Annotated in this window: 20 protein-coding genes and 1 tRNA gene; 11 read left to right on the top strand and 10 right to left on the bottom strand. The window is 31.6% G+C overall.

The features are described 5' to 3' along the window. The first annotated feature begins 19 nt into the window (after positions 1-19). From ccsA to Y10_RS09605, 7 genes are all read left to right on the top strand, one after another. Positions 20-3,157, top strand: a complete 3,138-nt coding sequence (ccsA, locus tag Y10_RS09635) for a cytochrome c biogenesis protein (RefSeq protein WP_281765172.1) — start codon at positions 20-22, stop codon at positions 3,155-3,157. A gap of 116 nt (positions 3,158-3,273) precedes the next feature. Next, complete coding sequence (locus Y10_RS09630; RefSeq protein WP_281765171.1) at positions 3,274-3,813, top strand: glutathione peroxidase; 540 nt, start codon at positions 3,274-3,276, stop codon at positions 3,811-3,813. A gap of 9 nt (positions 3,814-3,822) precedes the next feature. Continuing rightward, positions 3,823-4,698, top strand: coding sequence for a carbon-nitrogen hydrolase (locus tag Y10_RS09625; RefSeq protein ID WP_281765170.1), 876 nt, complete (start codon positions 3,823-3,825; stop codon positions 4,696-4,698). Between the two features lie 25 nt (positions 4,699-4,723). Next, the gene (locus Y10_RS09620; RefSeq protein WP_281765169.1) at positions 4,724-5,761 is read left to right on the top strand and encodes an agmatine deiminase family protein; all 1,038 of its coding nucleotides are present in this window, start codon (positions 4,724-4,726) and stop codon (positions 5,759-5,761) included. A 1-nt stretch (position 5,762) separates the two neighbouring features. After that, positions 5,763-6,920, top strand: a complete 1,158-nt coding sequence (locus Y10_RS09615; protein ID WP_408733620.1) for a trans-sulfuration enzyme family protein — start codon at positions 5,763-5,765, stop codon at positions 6,918-6,920. Then, a complete protein-coding gene (gene bshB1 / locus Y10_RS09610) occupies positions 6,920-7,636 on the top strand; it encodes a bacillithiol biosynthesis deacetylase BshB1 (RefSeq protein WP_281765697.1) in 717 nt (238 codons plus the stop codon). Before Y10_RS09615 ends, bshB1 begins: the two co-directional genes overlap by 1 nt. Positions 7,637-7,703: 67 nt before the next feature. Next, positions 7,704-7,779 (top strand) — tRNA-His (locus Y10_RS09605). A gap of 168 nt (positions 7,780-7,947) precedes the next feature. Here the strand turns inward: Y10_RS09605 and Y10_RS09600 are convergent. The 7 genes from Y10_RS09600 to Y10_RS09570 form a co-directional block, all read right to left on the bottom strand. Further along, positions 7,948-9,534, bottom strand: a complete 1,587-nt coding sequence (locus Y10_RS09600) for a M28 family peptidase (RefSeq protein ID WP_281765167.1) — start codon at positions 9,532-9,534, stop codon at positions 7,948-7,950. Positions 9,535-9,604: 70 nt separating this feature from the next. Next, positions 9,605-10,216: a pseudouridine synthase gene (locus tag Y10_RS09595; RefSeq protein WP_281765166.1), complete on the bottom strand. Its 612-nt coding sequence runs from the start codon at positions 10,214-10,216 to the stop codon at positions 9,605-9,607. Beyond that, positions 10,192-10,629 (bottom strand): barstar family protein, encoded by a 438-nt coding sequence (locus Y10_RS09590; RefSeq protein ID WP_281765165.1) that lies wholly within the window; start codon positions 10,627-10,629, stop codon positions 10,192-10,194. The genes Y10_RS09595 and Y10_RS09590 overlap by 25 nt, the downstream gene beginning before the upstream one ends. Before the next feature lie 141 nt (positions 10,630-10,770). Continuing rightward, entirely contained in the window at positions 10,771-11,316 is a 546-nt protein-coding gene (locus tag Y10_RS09585) for a hypothetical protein (protein ID WP_281765164.1), read from the bottom strand. A gap of 140 nt (positions 11,317-11,456) precedes the next feature. Further along, positions 11,457-12,233, bottom strand: coding sequence for a TerC family protein (locus Y10_RS09580; RefSeq protein WP_281765163.1), 777 nt, complete (start codon positions 12,231-12,233; stop codon positions 11,457-11,459). Between the two features lie 2 nt (positions 12,234-12,235). Then, entirely contained in the window at positions 12,236-12,613 is a 378-nt protein-coding gene (locus Y10_RS09575) for a DNA topoisomerase IV (RefSeq protein ID WP_281765162.1), read from the bottom strand. Between the two features lie 62 nt (positions 12,614-12,675). After that, positions 12,676-13,158 carry a helix-turn-helix transcriptional regulator gene (locus Y10_RS09570; RefSeq protein WP_281765161.1) on the bottom strand — a complete coding sequence of 161 codons (483 nt, stop codon included), beginning with the start codon at positions 13,156-13,158 and terminating at the stop codon, positions 12,676-12,678. A gap of 339 nt (positions 13,159-13,497) precedes the next feature. Here Y10_RS09570 and Y10_RS09565 point away from each other — a divergent pair, with 339 nt between their 5' ends. The 4 genes from Y10_RS09565 to Y10_RS09550 all read left to right on the top strand — a co-directional run bounded on the left by Y10_RS09565 (position 13,498) and on the right by Y10_RS09550 (position 18,396). After that, positions 13,498-14,616, top strand: coding sequence for a M14 family metallopeptidase (locus tag Y10_RS09565; protein ID WP_281765160.1), 1,119 nt, complete (start codon positions 13,498-13,500; stop codon positions 14,614-14,616). Between the two features lie 96 nt (positions 14,617-14,712). Continuing rightward, positions 14,713-15,195: an Lrp/AsnC family transcriptional regulator gene (locus Y10_RS09560; protein WP_281753036.1), complete on the top strand. Its 483-nt coding sequence runs from the start codon at positions 14,713-14,715 to the stop codon at positions 15,193-15,195. A 91-nt stretch (positions 15,196-15,286) separates the two neighbouring features. Beyond that, positions 15,287-17,869: a phosphoenolpyruvate carboxylase gene (locus Y10_RS09555; RefSeq protein WP_281765159.1), complete on the top strand. Its 2,583-nt coding sequence runs from the start codon at positions 15,287-15,289 to the stop codon at positions 17,867-17,869. Continuing rightward, positions 17,869-18,396, top strand: coding sequence for a DinB family protein (locus Y10_RS09550; protein WP_281765158.1), 528 nt, complete (start codon positions 17,869-17,871; stop codon positions 18,394-18,396). The genes Y10_RS09555 and Y10_RS09550 overlap by 1 nt, the downstream gene beginning before the upstream one ends. Before the next feature lie 55 nt (positions 18,397-18,451). Here Y10_RS09550 and Y10_RS09545 read toward each other — a convergent pair whose 3' ends face one another. The 3 genes from Y10_RS09545 to Y10_RS09535 form a co-directional block, all read right to left on the bottom strand. Further along, positions 18,452-18,742, bottom strand: a complete 291-nt coding sequence (locus Y10_RS09545; protein ID WP_281765157.1) for a hypothetical protein — start codon at positions 18,740-18,742, stop codon at positions 18,452-18,454. 74 nt (positions 18,743-18,816) lie between these two features. After that, positions 18,817-19,788, bottom strand: coding sequence for a deoxyhypusine synthase family protein (locus Y10_RS09540; RefSeq protein WP_281765156.1), 972 nt, complete (start codon positions 19,786-19,788; stop codon positions 18,817-18,819). Positions 19,789-19,866: 78 nt separating this feature from the next. Continuing rightward, positions 19,867-21,261: an arginine decarboxylase gene (locus Y10_RS09535; protein ID WP_281765155.1), complete on the bottom strand. Its 1,395-nt coding sequence runs from the start codon at positions 21,259-21,261 to the stop codon at positions 19,867-19,869. Between the last annotated feature and the right edge of the window lie 8 nt (positions 21,262-21,269).

The following is a 21,269-nucleotide window of genomic DNA, read 5'->3' as shown; positions in this document are numbered from 1 at the left end:
ACTGTTTTCTACACGCTTAATGGCAATTTTATTTATTGTTTTTGCTATAGCAATGGGGTTAGGAACCTTTTTAGAACACTGGTACAATATTGAAACCGCTCGTCTGTATATTTATAATACTTTATGGTTTGAAGCCATAATGATTTTCTTCGTAATAAACTTTATGGGGAATATAGTTAGGTACAGGCTTCATAAAAAAGAGAAATGGTCAGTTCTTATTCTTCATTTATCTTTCATTTTTATAATTGTTGGTGCTGGAATTACCAGATACATTGGTGATGAAGGTGTTTTACCTTTGAGAGAAGGAGAAACTGCTGATTTTTACTTATCTGAAAAAACGTATTTAACAGTTTTAGTTGATGGTGAAATTGATGGTGAGCCATTAAGAAAACCGTTGCAAGATGACTTTTTGTTTTCTGAATATGTAAATAATAATTTTACTTGGAATAATGATTTTAACGGACAACCTTTTACTGTAGAATATGTAGACTTTATTCATGGAGCAGAAGAAGGATTTGTTGCTGATGAAAATGGAGAAGAGTATTTAAAAATTGTGGAATCGGGAGGAGGTTCTCGACATGAGCATTTTTTGAAGAATGGTACCGATGCTAATATTCATAACTTAATATTCTCATTAAATAAGCCATCAGCCGGAGCCATCAACATTAGAACTACAGACTCCATTTATACTATTGAATCTCCATTTGAAGGGAATTTCATGAGAATGGCCGATCAATTTAAAGGAACCTTGCTAGCTGATACCATTCAGCCGTTGATGTTACGTTCTTTGTATACTAGTGCTGGAATGAATTATGTAATACCTGATAGTTTAACAAAAGGTAAGTACGATATTATTGCATTACCAGAGGAACAAATAACAAAAGAGTCTCAAGATGCATTAGTAGTGAAAGTTACCGTTGGTAATGAATCTAAAATAGTAAAACTACTTGGCGGGAAAGGAGTTATAAACGACCCTGAAAGTATTACTTTAGGTAATTTAGACTTTCATTTATCTTTTGGATCTATCCGTAAACAACTTCCTTTTAAAATTACTTTAAACGATTTTATCGCAGAAAAATATCCAGGTACTGAGAGAAGTTACGCTTCATTTATGAGTAAAGTAACTGTGGAGGATGATAAACCTTTTGACTATGATATTTATATGAATCATATTTTAGATCATGAGGGGTATAGATTTTTTCAATCTTCTTTTATGCCAGATGAGAAAGGAACCATTTTGTCTATTAATCATGATTTTTGGGGTACTAATATTACGTACTTAGGATATTTTTTACTGTATGCCGCTCTTATGGCTATTATGTTTGTAGGGCAAACTAGATTTAAAGATTTAGGTAAAAAACTTGACGCAATTGCTAAAAAGAGAAAAGCATTGTTGTTTTTATTGATGTTATTAAGTACTACATCAATATTTGCTCAAGATGACCACGATCATGCAGAACACGAAACGCATGATAATGAACTTTTAAAATTAAGTAATCAGGAAGTGGATAACTTTATTCATTCCACTACCGTAAGTAAAGAGCATGCAGAAAAATTTGGAGCGCTCATTATTCAAGATGATGGAGGTAGAATAAAGCCGGTTAACACATTTTCTTCTGAATTATTGAGAAAACTTAGTAAGTACGATACTTATAAGGAAATGAATGCAGATCAGGTAATGCTATCTATGTTGCAGAATCCTATTCCGTGGTATCATGCACCTATTTTATATATTAAGAAACAAAATGATAGTTTACACCATATTTTAGGAGTACCAGAAGGTACCAAATACGTTAAGGCTATTGACTTTTTTGATGAGAAGGGTAATTATAAATTAGGACCATATTTAGAAGATGCTTATAAAGCAGCTGTTCCTAATCAGTTTCAAAAAGAATTTAAAGAAATTGATTTAAAACTAGCATTATTAAATAGAGCGCTAAATGGTGATATTCTTAAGATATTTCCTGTGCCAAATGATGAAAACGACAAATGGATTTCTCAAACGGATTTAGCTAATAACCCTGCATTTATAGAGGATCAAGATTATGCTAGCTTTATTAAAAACTCATTAGCTTTATATAAAAGTATTTTAAGAGATGCTAAGGTAAATGGAGACTATTCTCAAGCAGAAGAAATATTAAATGCTTTTAAGAAAAATCAAGAGAAACTATCAAAAGATATTCTTCCTTCCGATGAAAAAGTAAAAGCAGAGCTACTTTATAACAAGTATGATGTATTTAAGAAAATATTTGTTTGGTATATAAGTATCGGATCTATAATGATTTTGGTATTGATTATAGAAATTTTTGTATCCAAAAAATTCATTAGATACATAGTAAACATTCTTAAATACGCACTATTAGTTGTTTTTCTAGTGCATATGGCTGGGTTAGGTGCTAGATGGTTTGTTTCTGGGCATGCCCCTTGGAGTGATGCATATGAGAGTATGATATATGTAGCTTTTTCTACCATGGGAATTGGATTATTATTCTTTAAAAAGTCTGATTTTACAGTGGGAGCAGCGGCATTTGTTACTGCAATGATACTTATGATTGCACATTGGAACTGGATGGATCCTTCCATTGGTAATTTACAACCCGTTTTAAATAGTTATTGGTTAATGATTCACGTAGCAGTAATTGTTGGTAGTTACGGGCCTTTTACTTTAGGGTTTATTCTGGCTATCTTAAATTTATTACTATATATTCTTACTACTTCTAAGACTAAACATAAGATTAATTTAGCTATACAGGAGTTAACAATTATTAATGAACTTACTCTTACCGTTGGTTTGGTAATGTTAACAATAGGTAATTTCTTAGGAGGACAATGGGCTAATGAAAGCTGGGGACGTTATTGGGGTTGGGACCCTAAAGAAACATGGGCCTTAGTTAGTATTATGATCTATGCTTTTGTAGTTCATATGCGTTTAGTACCTGGTTTAAGAGGTAGGTTTGCTTTTAATTTTATGGCAATGATAGCTTATGCTTCTATTATGATGACCTATTTTGGAGTTAACTTCTATTTAACTGGTTTACATAGTTATGCAAGTGGAGATAAAATAATAACCCCTTCTTTTGTGTACTATACTGTTGGTGTTTTATTACCATTTTCAGCTATAGCATATTGGAGGTATCGGGTAAATTTTAAAAAATAATGAAATCCCGCTTTATGCGGGATTTTTTAATTAAAAAGGAAACGTTAAATTCGTTATAAAGTAAACTAAGGCAAATTTTAAATTTTTAATTTGCTTGAAAAGCTAATTTTTAGACTATGAAAAATCTAATGTATTCATTTATAATACTTTTTTCTATGGGAGTATTTGCTCAACAAAAAGAAACAATTTATCAATTCAAAGTAAAAGACCTTTACGGTAGAGAATTTGATTTTGCTAAACTAAAGGGAAAGAAAATAATGATTGTGAATACAGCTTCTAAATGTGGTTTAACACCTCAGTATGAAGATTTACAGGAGTTATATGATACCTATAAATCTGATAATTTTATAATTATAGGTTTCCCAGCTAATAATTTTGCCAGTCAAGAACCTGGTACCAACGAAGAAATAGCTACTTTTTGTAAAGAAAATTACGGAGTTACTTTTCCTATGATGAGCAAAATATCAGTTAAAGGTGATGATATGAATGCGGTATATCAATTCTTAACTGAGAAAAAACAAAATGGGTTAAAGGATTCCGAAGTAGAGTGGAACTTTCAAAAATACTTGATCAATGAAAAAGGAGAGCTAGAGAAAGTCATTGCTCCAAGAGTTTTACCAACCGACCCAGAAATTGTTAATTGGATTAAAAGTTAAAAAAAGAACATGTCAAAAGTAAAAGTAGGATTAGTACAAACATCCTGTGTTGCAGATAAACAACAAAATTTAGATAAGGCAATAGTAAAAGTACGAGAAGCAGCTGAAAAAGGTGCGCAGATTGTATGTTTACAAGAATTATTTACATCACTATATTTTTGTGATGTTGAAGATTATGACAATTTTGCATTGGCAGAAGCTATTCCAGGGCCTTCAACAGAAGCATTGTCTGAAGTAGCTAAGGAATGTAATGTGGTAGTAATAGCCTCTCTTTTTGAGAAAAGAGCACAAGGCCTATACCACAATACAACAGCTGTTATAGATGCAGACGGAACTTATTTAGGTAAATATCGTAAAATGCATATTCCGGATGATCCTGCATTTTATGAGAAGTTTTATTTTACCCCTGGAGACTTAGGATACAAAACCTTTAAAACAAAATACGCCACCATTGGTGTACTAATTTGTTGGGATCAGTGGTATCCGGAAGCTTCACGTATAACGTCTTTAATGGGTGCCGAAATTTTATTCTATCCTACAGCGATAGGTTGGGCTACATCACAAGATACCGAAACCAATGTAGAACAGTATAATGCTTGGCAAACAATACAAAGAAGTCATGCTGTTGCTAATGGAGTGCACGTAGTAAGTGTAAACCGAGTAGGCTACGAGCAAGAAGGAGCTATGAAGTTCTGGGGAGGTTCTTTTGTTTCTAACCCGTTTGGAAGCATACTATTCCAAGCTTCTCACGAAAATGAAGAAGTAATGGTAGTTGAAATAGACACCAAGAAATCTGACGAATACAGAACGCATTGGCCATTTTTAAGAGATCGTAGAATAGATTCATATCAACCAATTACTAAACGTTATATAGACGAAGATTAAGCGTTTATATTGATATTTTTTATAAATGACACCAAAAGAATTAGGATATTTTTTTCCGGCAGAGTTTCATAAGCATAGAGCTACTTGGTTAAGTTGGCCTCATAAGGAAGCTTCTTGGCCCGGTAAAATTAATACTATATATGCCCCTTATGCTCAGTTTATTAAAGAATTGACCAAAGGAGAAAGGGTTTGTATTAATGTAGTGAATGAAGAGATGAAACAATTTGCTTCTAATATACTTGCAAAGCAACAAGTGGATTTAAGTAAGGTTGATTTTTTTCTTCACCCTACTAACGATGCTTGGTGCAGAGACCATGGTCCTGCGTTTTTAATAAACCCGAATACTGCACAGAAAAAGGTGATTGTAGATTGGGGGTTTAATGCATGGGGAGATAAATATCCTCCATATGATTTAGATGATGTAATTCCTACCAAAATAGGAAAACACTTTGATATTCCCGTTTTCCATCCTGGAATTGTAATGGAGGGTGGTTCTGTTGAATTTAATGGAAAAGGAACTATTTTAACGTCCACTTGTTGTTTGTTGAACGAGAATAGAAATCCGCACTTGAATCAACATCAAATAGAACAATATTTAGTTGATTTCTATGGAGTAGATCATATTTTGTGGGTAGATGAAGGTATTGTTGGTGATGATACAGACGGACATATAGATGATACCGTTCGTTTTGTGAATGAAGATACAGTGGTTACTGTAGTAGAAGAGGATAGAAATGACGAGAATTACCAATTGTTACAAGATAATTTGAAGCAATTGAAAACAATGCGCTTGGAAAATGGAAAACAGTTAAATATTGTTGAATTACCTATGCCAGATGCTGTTGTTTATGAAGATACAAGGCTACCAGCTTCGTACGCTAATTTTTATATTGCTAATAAGTCGGTAATTGTGCCCACATACCGCTGTAAAAATGATGAAGTAGCTTTAGATATACTACAACAATATTTTCCAGATAGGGAAGTAGTAGGAATAGATTCTACGGATATTATCTGGGGATTAGGAAGCTTTCATTGCTTAAGTCAACAAGAACCTTTGATTTAATATTAAAATGGCTAAAAACGGATTAAATACAGTTTGTATCCATACAGGAGAAGTGACCGATGAACAATTCAAAGGAGCAGTATCTCCATTATACATGAGTACTTCTTATGCCTATGAAAATGTGGCGATAAAAAGATATCCTAGATATTTTAATACACCAAATCAAGAAGCTATTTGCACAAAATTAGCGGCGTTAGAAGGTACAGATGAAGCACTTATTTTTGGTAGTGGAATGGCTGCCGTAAGTAATGCGTTATTAGCCTTTTTAAAGGCTGGAGATCATGTTATTCTGCAGCAATCTTTGTATGGTGGTACCTATAATTTGGTGGTTGAAGTATTTGAAAATTACGGGATATCATATTCGTTTACAGAAGGTTTAACTCGTAAAGATTTTGAGACTGTTATACAGGATAGTACAAAGGTTATTTATGTAGAAACACCTTCTAATCCTTTATTAGCTATTACAGACTTAGAAATGATTGTTGCTTTAGCAAAGGAACATAACTTAATTTCTATGATTGATAATACATTTGCTAGTCCAGTAAATCAAAATCCACACCATTTAGGAATTGATATAGTGATTCACAGTGCTACAAAATATTTAGGAGGACATTCAGATATATTAGCGGGTGCTATTTGTGCTTCTACAGTGCATATACAGCAAATTTTTAAGCTAGCTATTAATTTAGGTGGTAATTTAAGCGATTATACGGTATGGCTTTTAGAAAGAAGCATTAAAACATTGGGGATAAGAGTAAAAGCCCAAAATGAAAATGCGATGCAATTAGCTCAATATCTAGAAAATCACAAGTTGGTAGATAAAGTTTATTACCCTGGTTTAAAATCTCACCCTGACCATGAAATAGCCAAGAAACAAATGAGTGGTTTTGGAGGTATGCTTAGCTTTGAACTTAATGAATCAATAGATAGTATGGCTTTTATAGGTAATTTAAGCCTTATAAAGCCCTCTATGAGCTTAGCAGGGGTAGAGAGTACTATTTTATCACCGGTTAAGACATCGCACGCTCTAGTGCCGCAGGAAGAGAGAAACAAACAAGGAATTAAAGATAATTTATTACGATTCTCGGTAGGTATAGAAGACCTTGAGGATATTATAGCCGATTTAGATTTGGCATTTGAAAAAACAAACAATAAATGATGAAGTTAGACATATTAGCCTTTGGTGCACACCCAGACGATGTAGAATTAGGATGTGCTGGTACTTTAGCCAAAGAAATAGCTAATGGGAAGAAAGTAGGTATTGTAGATCTTACACAAGGAGAATTGGGTACCAGAGGATCTGCAGAACTTAGAATGGTAGAAGCTGCTAATGCCGCAAAGGTTATGGGCGTAAGTGCTAGGGAAAATCTTAAAATGGCCGATGGTTTCTTTGTGAATGACAAAGAACATCAATTAGAGGTTATTAAAATGCTTAGAAAATATAAGCCAGAGATGGTAATCTGCAATGCTGTTAGAGATAGACATATAGATCATGGTAAGGGAAGTAATTTGGTAAGTGATGCTTGCTTTTTAAGTGGGTTAAGAAAAATAGAAACAGTATTGAATGGTGAAAAACAAGAAGCTTGGAGACCGAAAGTTGTTTACCATTATTTACAATGGAGAGATGATAAACCAGACTTTATTGTTGATATTACTGGATATATGGATACCAAAATAGAGGCTATAAAGGCATACAAATCGCAATTTTATGATCCTAACAGTGATGAGCCTGAAACTCCAATTACCAGTAAAACCTTTTTTGATAGCCTAACTTATAGAGCAGAAGATTTAGGAAGGATAGCAAATGTAAAATATGCAGAAGGCTTTACCACAGAGCGTTACATTACAGTGGATAAAATTTCTGATTTAATTTGATATTTTTTTTAGTTTTTGTTTTGAAAATTAAAAACAAATAGCATATATTTGCACCCGCAATTGACACGGTGGTTGTAGCTCAGTTGGTTAGAGCGTCGGATTGTGGTTCCGAAGGTCGCCGGTTCGAGACCGGTCTTCCACCCGAAAAGCCTTTCACTTTTAGTGAGAGGCTTTTTTTATATCATATTTTTAGATACGGAGAGAATGGAATATCAGGGTAAGAGGCTGCGAAGCATAATCTCTATAGTCAAATAAAAGGCCTAATGAAATATTAATCATTAGGCCTTTTTACTATTTTTAAAATCTAGTTACTACTTTGCTTCTTCCACTGCTTTATCTACTACTAAGCGTTGGTCTCTATTAGCAATTTCCCAAGCTGTATAGAAAACTAATTTAGCTCTATTAGCCAATAGATCGTAGTTAATCTTATCCGGAGTATCGGATAGTTGGTGATAATCGTCGTGAGTGCCGTTAAAATAGAAAATAATAGGTACATTATGTTTAGCAAAGTTATAATGATCAGATCGATAATAAAAACGGTTAGGATCGTTCTCATCATTATATCTATAATCTAGTTCAATATTAGTATACTTATTGTTCATAGCTTCAGATAAGTTATGTAAATCTGTACTTAGTTTATCAGAACCTATTAGATATACGTAATTTCTACTACCTTCATAATTAGGGTCTATTCTACCAACCATGTCAATATTTAGGTCAGCTACCGTTTCTTCCATAGAAAACACTGGGTTTTCAGAATAATACTCAGAGCCTAAAAGTCCTTTTTCTTCACCAGTTACATGTAAAAAAACTACACTTCTTTTAGGTGTAAAACCAGCTTTTTGTGCTTCCTTAAAAGCTTCAGCAATTTCTAACACAGCAGTAGTGCCAGAGCCATCATCATCTGCACCGTTGTAAACATTTCCTTCTGCATCCATACCTAAGTGGTCTAAGTGCGCAGATATTACAACATACTCATTAGGCTTTTCAGAACCTTTAATGTATGCAATTACATTTTCAGATTCAATTTCCTTAACGCCATCAGATTTTAGGTCAAAATTTATTTCTGCCTCAAGCATTCTAGCTACATTGTCTTTATTAATGTTTTCTAACACTTTGGTAGCCATAGCTTCACTAATAAAAAAATAGGCAAATGCATTTTCTGTATTAGAAGAGTTTGCAAGTCTAATGTTTTGTGAAGCTTTTTGTTGCATAAATTTATATTGCATCAAAATTTTTCCATAGCTCTCTGGTGCATAGAATAAAACACCTGCAGCTCCTTTGTTCTTAGCTATACCAATTTTTTTTGAAAAACCAGTGCGTAATTCAGACCATTCTGATGCTTCGGTAGAACCAGAAACAAAAAAAGTACCATCAGATTTTTTAGGCTCACCATTTTTTATGATAAGATATTTACCCTTAACATCTAGCTTTTCATAATCTGAATAAGTTTCTGTTTCAACACCATAACCTACATATACAAGTTGTTTTCCACTTAAACTTTGAGGGTTCAAACCACTTAGCGTAACAGCATCAACACCTAATTCAAAGTTTTCACTGTTTACAACAAGACTTCCTTTAGGCAATTCTTCAGATACTAAAGGTACTGTTTGAAAATAATTGCCATCTGCTTTAGCAGCTTTAATATCATGCGTTTCGTAAAAATTTTTTAGAAAATCAACAGCCATTTTTTGACCTTTATCTCCTGTATTTCTTCCTTGAAACTCATCTCCAGCATACACATATAACAAACTTTTCAAATCTTGTTCATTAATAGTTTCTGCAAAAGGCACTGGATTAGGGATTCCTTTTACTGCTTGCTTTTCATTTTCAGTCTGCTTCTGGGTACCACATCCAAAAACAAGAAGGGCAGAGGCTACATAAATTATTTTTCTCATTAAGCTCTAATTATTTAATAAATTGCTTTACGCCAAATATATTCAAAAGTTTGCAAAATATTCAATTAGCTTATTTTGGCTGTTTTATTTCTATATTATTACACTCTACTACATCACCAGGTTGCATATCATCAAGCTTTATGGAGCCTACGCGTACCCTAACTAATCGTAAAGTTGGGAAACCAACACCCGAGGTCATTTTTCTAATTTGTCTAAATTTCCCTTCTGTAATAACAATTTTAATCCAGCTTACCGGACCATGACGTGCATCTCTAATTTTCTTTTCTCTCGTTGGAAGTGTAGGAGTTATGGTGAGTTTTTTAACCTCACAAGGTTTTGTTTGGTACTTTTTTCCATTGATTCCTATAAGTACCCCGTTTCTTAATTTTTCAATAGCATTATCATCTATATCACCATCCAACAGGGCCACATATTCCTTTTCAATTCCACTTCTATTAACGGTATCACTATATACACCATCAGTGGTAAGTAGCAGCAAGCCTTCAGATTTTTCGTCTAATCTACCTATAGGCATTATGTTGCTAGGAACATTCTCAAGATCTTTTAGAAACTTTTTTTTTCGAAGTTGCCTAGCATCGTTAGATGATAATTGACTTATATAACCGTAAGGCTTAAATAGCTTATAATACTTGTGAATTATTTCTTTTCTTTCTCGTTCCAACAAATAAATTCTGGTGAGTTTAAAGGTTTGTACAATTTAAAATAAGAGTTGTCTACCTGTGCCAAAACAACAAATGTAAAACCTTCTTTTTGTTTTGCTTTTGCAACATTGGCTAGTACATCTAATAGACTGTAAACATATTTGAAAGGAAGTTTATCTAATTGCTCAAAAATAAGTACTAAACCTTCTTCTTCTACTTCATATTCCAATAAACATTCTAATAATGATTCAAAAGTATTGGCGTAAGAAGATGGTAAATATAACTTACTTTTAAGTTCAAAATGTAATTGTTTAGAATTACTTATTTCCTCAGTATCAAATTCTATAATTTTAGAGTCGTTATCCTCATAAAATTCAATTGCGTTGTCAAAAAGCTCTGTTTTATGAAACAGAACAATTCCTTGATAATTCATAGTAGTTTTAAAATAATAAAGTCATTTAGGTAAAACAATTAAAATGCTAAACGTATTTGAAATAGCATCTTAGGTAGTAACGAATTTATAAGAATATTTAATATAACAAAAAAATATTTTTGCTGAGCGTACTTTAAATTTTTAATTTTTTAAAGCCTTTCTTATTATTCTTTTGAGTTTTTTGTTTTCTGTATAAAGATAAACTATACCACATTCACCCTCTGTATACATATCTTTTTTATTGATATCATAGTCAACCAAAATCTTTTCAATATCATCACTTTCCATTTGGTCTAATACATCATAAACATAAGAGTATTTTGCAGCATTCAAATCGTATTCTTCAGATTTAATAATTAATTTAAAAGAAATTTTGCAATCACATGCTTGACATTCTTTCTCTTTAGAAGCTCTAACAAAATCTTCAGCTAATACTTCTTCCTCCCAATAATCTTCTGGAGTTTCTACTTTTATTCTATAATCGGCATCGCTACGAATTTTCTGCTTTATAAGAGAAATTCTTTCTGATTTCTCATTTACATTTGAAAAGTTTAAAAGCCATTTTTTATTCTCAGATTTGGTAAGTATATCAAAGGTGTCAGCAATCCTAAAATTGGCACTTTGTCCAAAGGAAAATTGGCAGAATATGCACAAGATTAATAGGATAAGTATATGTTTAATTTTCATAGCAATTTTAATTTTAGTAGAATTTACGCAACAATTGTGTATTCTACAACAATTTTAATCACTCTTGTGAAAATTTTAAATACTCATTAACAGGTATTTATGGTATAAATTGAAGGTTTAGAGAAAAATATTACAAACGCTTATTTTTTTCTTTTTCGCATCTTCATATTTAAAAATTCTACTATTAATGAAAAAGCAATAGCAAAATATAAATATCCTTTAGGAACTGTGCCAATGGTTTTTCCTGCAAGTTCGGCTTCAGACAAATGCATACTTTCAGTTATAAGCATAAAACCAATTAATATTAGGAAAGCTAATCCGAGTATCTGAATAGAAGGATTTTTGTTTACAAAATTACCAACAGGAACTGCAAATAGCATCATAATAGAAACTGCAATTATAACAGCAGCAATCATAATATATAAAGCACCTTCTAAACCGTTAGTCATACCAACAGCAGTTAATATACTATCTACAGAAAATATCATGTCTATCAAAAGAATTTGAATAATAACTCCAGAAAAAGATTTAACAGCAGTATTCTTTAAACTTTCAGCTTCTTCACCTTTATGATCTACTTTTTCATGAATTTCTTTGGTGCTTTTATAAATCAAAAATAGTCCACCAAGTAATAGTATCACTGCTTGCCCTGTTAAATTAGCTGAAAACCATCCCCAATCAAAAGATAGTAGGGTAGCTTTCATTCTTATTAATAAGGTGATACCAAACAGAAGTCCTATTCTTAAAAACATAGCAAACAATAAACCTAAGCGTGTTGCTTTCTTTCTGTTTTCTTCTGGTAACTTACCTGTTACTATAGAAATAAAAATAATATTATCTATCCCTAGAACAATTTCTAGAAATGTAAGCGTTATTAACGAAATCCATGTATCTGGACTGCTTAAAAAGGTATCCATAGTTATTCAATTTTAGTAGCAGTTCCTTTGTATTTGTTAGTTGCTTGGCCAACATAAGAATATTCAAATACGTATGAATTTTCATCTGTAGTAAGTATTTTAAAAAGTAATGGTTTTTCTTCTTTCATACTTTCAGGATGAATTTTCTTAGCAATAAATTCACAATCATTAATCCAGTTGATAGCACTAGAGTCAACTTTATTGCCCTCATACTCTTCTATTTGTAGTGTATCAAACCTGGTAAATGTTCCTTTTAATATTTGGTCATTAAATTTAATTTCGTAAGCATAGGTACCCGTTTTAAAATCAGTGCAGTTTCGCTCTGGTGCTTGACAAGAAATCAGTCCGAATAAAAATAATAGAATAGATAAATGCTTCATAAAAATAATTTTGTACGAAAGTACTATTTTGTTTTGAGCTTCTATACTCTAATTAATCAAATCTAAGAAGAAGGAGTATAAGACTCAAAAGTTTTATCAGAATAAAAAATAAGGATACGATCTATGGTTTTATTCTTATTAGTTGCTAAATGTTCTTCATTATTTTCCAAAATTGGTTTTAGTGTTTCTTTTTTAGAACTATACTCAACCTCATTGCTGTCAAATAAATTTTGAGTGCTCTTTTCGACTGAGGGTGGTGGGGTAGCTTGAGTTGGTTTGACATCATTGGTTTCCGCAGAAAAACTTTTATCAGTTGAGTTTTTAGGAAAACTTCCCTTTCCATGAATTAGCCATTCAAGAGGAACATCCTTATATACGCTTGTAATTTTTAAAATAAAATCAAGGCTAGGTTTATTTCTACCTGATAATATATGCGATATTCCGGAGCGTTGCACATCAATACTATCCGCAAAAGCGGATGCTGTAAGATGATAATAATCGAGTAACATTTGTAAACGCGCAGTAAAGTCTTCTATGTTTAACATTGTATACAGAAGTAAAAAAGTTATCTATTTACAAATGTAACAAATATATCATTATCATCAACATGTTATTTTAATATATCTAAATAATTAAAGTTTTACTTCATTTAGCAGCTCTTAAGTATCTAAAAATAAGTAAATTAAAGATTTAGGTATGTAAATAAACTCATCTAATTAAGTTTGAGTTTATAAATGTAACACTAACTGTATGCTTTGTGAATTGGCTTTAAAAACAGATGTTTATAAATGTAACAAACTCGCGTATACAATTGTGAAAACATATTGTTTACAGTTCTAAATTTAATAATGTTTAGATTTGTAACGAACTTATTTACTACTAGAATGAATAAAGATTTTTTAGACTATTCAACTTATAAATATGAAAAGATAACGGGGAGATATTTACCGTATGCTTCTTTAAACAAATTTTATAATGAGTATAATTTTGTAAACAAGAAGAATGTTGGTTTTTCCGTAAACGGTACACCTATACATCTTTTAACATTAGGTAGAGGAACCACTAAGGTATTAATGTGGTCTCAGATGCATGGTAACGAAAGTACTACAACAAAGGCTGTATTAGACTTAATTAGTTATCTAAATTCTGATACAGAAACTGTAAAGCATATTTTAGAGAAGATTACCATATATATAATACCTATGCTGAACCCTGATGGCGCTGATGCATATACTAGGTATAACGCGAATGAAATAGATTTGAATAGAGATTCTCAGAACCTTACGCAACCCGAGAGTAAAGTTTTAAGAGCTACTTTTGAGGCTATTAAGCCCGATTTTTGCTTCAATTTACATGATCAACGTACTATTTTTGGTGTAGAAGACACTCCTTACCCTGCTACGGTTTCATTTTTAGCACCTTCTGAAGATGAACAAAGAACCGTAACAACCACAAGAAAAATAGCAATGGAGCTTATTACCTATATGCAAGAAGCACTTGCAGAGTATATTCCTAATCAAATTGCACGTTTTGATGATGGTTTTAACATTAATTGTATAGGTGATACATTTACTTATTTAGGTGTACCTACTATATTATTTGAAGCGGGGCATTTTCCAGAAGATTACGAACGGGAAGAAACCAGAAAATACATTTTCTTATCTTTAATTACTGCCTTAGATAAAATAAGTACGCAAAAAATTACAGGAGAAGGGTTTAAAAACTATTTTGAAATTAAAAACAACAAAAAGTCGTTTTTTGACATATTGATAAAAAATTTCAATTTTGCTGAGGAAGAAGAAGAAAACGAAAACGAAATAGGTGTGCTTTTTGAAGAAAATTTACAAAATAATAACATTTTTCTTTTTCCATATGTAGAAAAAATAGGAAATTTGCAAAGCTTTTATGGGCACAAAACTATAGATGCCCAGTTTAATAATAGTAAAATAACCAAGGAAGAATTATTAACGGCCGATATCGAAGAAATTTTGAAAAAAATTTAGTTTTTTAACTTAAAAATTATTTTCTTTATAAAATAATTGGAAGAAATTAGTTTTTTCATTTCTTGAATATCCCAATGTTGATTAAAAAAGTATTGTATGAGTAAAATTAAATTAGACGAGGTAGATCATCAAATTCTTGATATGTTGATTGATAATACCAGAACACCGTTTACCGATATAGCTAAGAAATTATTAATTTCTGCAGGTACCGTTCACGTTCGTGTTAAAAAAATGGAAGATGCCGGTATTATTCAAGGTTCTTCATTAACGTTAGATTATGTTAAATTGGGTTATGCATTTATTGCATATGTGGGTATTTATTTAGAAAAAACGCATCAAACAAAATTTGTGATGGAGCGTTTGAATGAGATTCCTAATATAACTGTTGCTCATGTAACTACTGGAAAATTCAATATCTTTTGTAAAGTGAGAGCTAAAAACACTAAACATGCAAAAGAAATCATTTTTATGATTGATGATATTGAAGGAGTTTCAAGAACAGAAACTATGATTTCTTTAGAAGAAAGCATAAACGACAAAAAACGTTTAATGCACTCAATATTTAATGAGTTAAATTAATTAACAAATTAACATAAATTTTAGCCCTTTCATAACGTAATATGAAAGGGTTTTTTGTTAATTTTAAGTTCATAAAATCAAATATAAAAGTATGCTAAGAAAACCAAAAATTCAGCGTTTTGATGAAAACGTTTTATCCAAGTATCAAATTTACAATAGCCTCTTTCTTACACTACCATTTGATGATATTTCTAATACAGGATCTTTTTTGCCATTGTTTTCAGAAATGTGCTCTCAAGGGTACAACGAGAATCAAGATCCTTCTACAATAGTAGATTCTTTTTTTAATAAGTTTTATAGTGATAAACCTGAGGAGGAAAGAATTTCGCTGTTATTCAAATTCATTCAATATATAGAAAGGCAAGTTGTATTATTCGATGCTATTGAAGATGCAGCTTTTTCAATTGTAAATAATATGGATGGGCACGGAACTCTTAGAAGTGTTAAGGAAGAAGCTCAAGCCATCAATAAAATAGAAATATTAAAAACTCATTTGAAAGAGTTTAAAATAAGACCGGTACTTACAGCGCACCCAACTCAGTTTTATCCTGGGTCTGTTTTAGGTATCATAACCGATTTGGCTGATTCTATTGAGAAAAACGACTTATCAAATATAAAAAAGCTGCTTGCGCAACTTGGTAAAACGGCATTTTTCAAAAAGAAAAAACCAACTCCTTTTGATGAAGCAGTTAGCCTTATATGGTATTTAGAAAATGTATTCTATCACGCATCAAGTAAAATGTTTAATTACATTCAGAATAATATATTTGGTGAAGAAGAATTAAATAATGATGTGGTTAAATTAGGTTTCTGGCCAGGAGGAGATAGAGATGGTAATCCTTTTGTGACCCCAGAAATTACACTTAATGTAGCTGATCGATTGAAAACGGCTATTTTAAGAAACTATTATCGTGACGTTAGAAAATTAAAGAGAAGAATTACGTTTGACGGTACAGATGTTATTATATCTGAACTAGAAACTAGTTTATATCAAAATATCTTTTTACCATCTAAAAAACATACGCTTGATAAAGAAACCTTTGTTAGCAAACTATATGAGGTAAAATCAATCTTAGTAAAAAATCATCAGTCTTTATTTGTTGATGAGATAAACGATTTAATTAATAAGGTTAAATTATTCGGGTTTCATTTTGCTACCTTAGATATAAGACAAGACTCTAGAGTACACCATAATGTTTTAATTGGTATTGTAAATGACACAATTAAAAATAATCTTGACATTTTTCCTGAAAATTACGAGAGTCTTTCAGAACAAGAACAAATTGAAGTGTTGACAAAAGTTTCTGGTAAGATAGACCCAGAACTTATTACCGATGAAATGGCTAAAGCTACACTTCAGTCAATCTATGTAATGCAAGAAATACAGAAGTATAATGGCGAAGAAGGTTGTAACCGCTATATAATTAGTAATAACCAGACTATTATAAATGTACTTGAAGCATTTGCAATGATTAAGCTTACAGGATGGGAAAAACCAACGGTTGATGTTGTTCCTTTATTTGAAACTGTAGACGATTTGCAACACGCAAAAACTGTTATGGAAGCGCTTTATAATAATGAAGAGTATAAAGCACATTTAGCATCTAGAGGTAATTTACAACCTATAATGCTTGGTTTTTCTGATGGTACAAAAGATGGTGGTTATTTAATGGCTAACTGGAGTATCTATAAAGCTAAAGAAGAGTTGACTCTTATATCTAGAAAATATGATATTAAAGTTGTATTTTTTGATGGTAGGGGTGGGCCACCAGCTAGAGGTGGAGGTAAAACACACCAATTTTATGCTTCTTTAGGTCCTAATATTGAAAACAAGGAAGTGCAAATGACCGTTCAAGGACAAACAATTAGTTCTAACTTTGGTACGGTTAATTCTTGCCAATATAATCTTGAACAATTATTAAGTTCTGGAATTCAAGAAGTTTTTCACAGAGACAAAAGTGTATTAAATGACGATGATAGAGAAACTATGCAAAAATTAGCAGATATAAGTTATCAAACTTATTCTGATTTTAAAGCGCACCCTAAATTTTTACCTTATTTGGAAAACATGAGTACGTTAAAGTACTATGCTAAGACCAATATTGGAAGTAGACCTTCTAAGCGTGGTAAATCTGACAAATTAGTTTTCTCTGATTTAAGAGCAATACCTTTTGTTGGTAGCTGGAGTCAATTAAAACAAAACGTTCCAGGATTTTTTGGTGTAGGAACTGCTATTGCTGAGTTTGAAAAGGCTGGAAACTTTGATAAAGTAGAACAGCTATATCATAATTCATTATTTTTCAAAACTTTAATTGAAAATAGTATGATGAGTTTAACCAAATCTTTCTTTAAGTTGACTGCTTATATGCAAGAAGATGAAGAGTTTGGTGAATTTTGGAAACTGATTCATAACGAATTTGAATTAACAAAGCGATTGTTGTTGAAACTTACTGGATATGAAGAGCTTATGGAAGATTCTGAATCTATGAGAGCTTCTATTAAAGTACGTGAAGAAATAGTATTACCACTATTAACTATTCAACAGTTTGCACTTAAGAAAATTCAGGAATTTGAAAAGCAGAAAGGGGTAGATAGCTCTTTAATAGAGGTATACGAAAAAATGGTTACTCGATCATTATTCGGAAACATTAATGCGAGTAGAAATTCTGCATAATGAATGGTTTTAATTTGATTGACGTTTTAGATACTGAAGAGTATGTAGCGTATCAAACAAAATATTTAGAATTAATTAAAGAGGAGGGAGTTCTTAGGAACTTACACTCCTCTTTGTTTATTTTTAATGAGGTTATAGAGACCATACCACCTGATAAATATCTGTTTTCGTATGCTACTGGTAAATGGTCTTTACAGGAAGTTTTATCACACATAATTGATACTGAACGAATTTTTCAGTACAGAGTTTTATGTATAAGTAGAGGAGAGCAGCAAGAATTGCCAGGGTTTGAAGAAGATGATTATGTGCTGAATTCTAATGCTAACCAAAGAACTTTTGATAGTTTAATTAATGAATTTTGGGCGGTTAGAGCAAGTTCTATTCAATTATTTGAGAACATTGAGCCTAGTAAAATGAATTTTATTGGTGTTGCATCTAAAAATACTATTTCAGTTAGAGCATTAGGGTATTTGTTAAGTGCACATATGCTACATCATTTAAACATTATCAAAGAAAGATATTTGTAAAAAAAAAGGGTACTTACAATTAATTGTAAATACCCTTTTTTTATCTTCTTATCATTTAATCTTCATCATCTGCATCTTCAGGCATTTCAATGCTATCAGACACATCGTCTGAAGAGTCAAAATCATCATCTTCATCAAAGTTTTCCATAGTATTTGCCAAACGTGTACTTACTTTTACCAGATAAATACAATCCTCGGTTCTTACTTCAACAGCTTCCACTGTTTCATTTTTTAAATTTTTAAAGCTAATGATATCATCATCGCCGTATCCATCAGGATATTTCTCCACTAAAAGTGTCAAAATTTCGTTTGTAAGTTTCTTATAGTCAACTATTACACGTTTCATATACTTCCTTAGTTATATGTGTTAAATCTAAACTAAATATATTATTAATCACAAATCTTAATGTAAAAAAATTGCTACATATCTAGCAAATAAGCAAATATTAATGGAGCTACTATAGTAGCGTCAGATTCAATAATAAACTTTGGTGTATCTATATCTAATTTACCCCAAGTAATTTTTTCGTTTGGTACTGCTCCTGAATAAGACCCATAGCTAGTAGTGGAATCTGAAATTTGGCAAAAATAGCTCCAAAAAGGTACGTCGTGCATTTCAAGATCTTGGTAAAGCATTGGTACAACACAAATAGGAAAATCACCTGCAATACCACCACCAATCTGAAAGAAACCAATTCCATTATCACAATTGTTTCTGTACCAGTCAGCTAAAAACGTCATGTACTCAATACCACTTTTCATAGTGGTAGCTTTTAACTCACCTTTAATTACATATGAAGCAAAAATATTACCCATAGTACTATCTTCCCAACCAGGTACAACAATAGGAAGGTTTTTCTCTGCAGCAGCATACATCCAAGAATCCTTTAAATCTATTTCGTAGTATTCTTCTAGAACACCAGATAAAAGCATTTTGTACATGAATTCATGTGGAAAATAGCGTTCACCTTTTTCTTCTGCTTCTTTCCATATATTATAAATGTGCTTTTGTAATCTTCTAAAAGCTTCTTCTTCAGGTATACATGTATCTGTAACACGATTAAGACCTTTTTCTAATAACTCCCATTCTTCTTTTGGAGTTAAATCTCTATAGTTAGGAACTCTTTTGTAGTGTGAATGCGCTACAAGGTTCATAATATCTTCTTCTAAGTTGGCTCCGGTACAAGAAATAATTTGAACTTTATCTTGTCTAATCATTTCTGCAAAAATTTTACCTAATTCTGCAGTACTCATAGCACCGGCTAAAGTAACCATCATTTTAGAACCACTTTTCAATTGTTCTTCATAAGCTTTAGCAGCATCAACTACTGTAGCAGAGTTGAAATGTAAATAATATTTCTCTATAAAATTTGAGATAGGACCTTTACTCATAATATATTTTTTATATAAATATTTAAGCTTAATATGTTGACTTAAATATAATTAAACGTTTAAAAATTAGTTATAAAATTACTTATAACCTAAAATGGCTAACATATCTTCCGCCTTTTGCTGTTCTGCAAATAATTTGGTTGTTATTTGGCCATTTTCATCTCTATCTATTAATACATGTTTTGGTGTAGGTATTAAACAGTGTTGTAAACCTCCAAAACCTCCTATGGTTTCTTGATATGCTCCTGTATTAAAAAAGCCTATATACAAAGGTTTGTTTTTATTGAACTTTGGTAAATAGATGGCTGCCATGTTTTGCTCACTGTTATAATAATCATCACTATCACAAGTTAATCCACCTAATAAGACTCTTTCGTATTCATCTTTCCAGCGGTTTACAGCTAGCATTATAAACCTTTTACTAATAGCCCAAGTGTCTGGTAAAGTGGTAATAAATGAAGAATTAATCATGTTCCACTTTTCTCTGTCATTTTGCTGTTTTTGATACAAAACCTCATAAATGGCACCACCACTTTCTCCAACTGTAAAACTTCCAAATTCCGTAAAAATATTTGGTACAGGTACACCAGCATCATCACAAGCTACTTTTATTTGATATATGATCTCATCTACCATATATTCATAATCGTAGTTAAATGCTAATGAATTTTTGATAGGGAAACCTCCACCTATATTCAAGCTATCAACAGTTGGGCAAATTTTACGTAATTGAATGTAAACTTTTAAACACTTCACAAGTTCATTCCAATAATAAGAGGTATCACGTATACCAGTATTAATGAAAAAATGAAGCATTTTAAGAGTTACTTTGTCATTGTCTTTTATTTCTCTTTCGTAAAAAGGAACTATATTTTTATAACCAATTCCTAGTCTACTTGTGTAAAACTCAAATTTTGGTTCTTCTTCAGATGCAATTCTAATACCTACTTGAAAATCCTTATCTATAGCATCGGTAAGTAAATCAAGCTCCTCATAATTATCTATAATAGGAATACATTTATCATGACCTCCATTAATCAAATTACCAATGTTTGCAATGTATTTATCACGTTTAAAACCATTACAGATGATATAATTGTTTTCTGTTATTTTACCTTGGTTAATAAGGTTATTAACAATATCAATATCAAATGCAGAAGAAGTTTCTATGTGGATATCATTTTTTAAAGCCTCATTTAGAATATGCTCAAAATGCGAACTTTTAGTACAATAACAATAGTTGTAGTTACCCTTATAATTATGTTTATCTAATGCTTTTTCAAACCAATGTTTGGCTTTTTTTATATTATTAGAAATTTGCGGTAAATAAGTGAACTTTAGTGGAGCCCCATATTCTTCAATCAACTTCATTAAGTCAATACCATGGAATTGAAGTTTTTCATCATCTAAAGTAAATTCCTCTTGAGGAAAGTAATAGGTCTGATCAATAAGATCAATATATTTATTCTTCATTACTATCT

Source organism: Neptunitalea lumnitzerae, assembly GCF_027924185.1.
GTDB lineage: Bacteria > Bacteroidota > Bacteroidia > Flavobacteriales > Flavobacteriaceae > Neptunitalea > Neptunitalea lumnitzerae.
The sequence above is the reverse complement of the archived record's forward strand: the minus strand, read 5'-3'. Positions and strand labels throughout refer to the sequence as shown.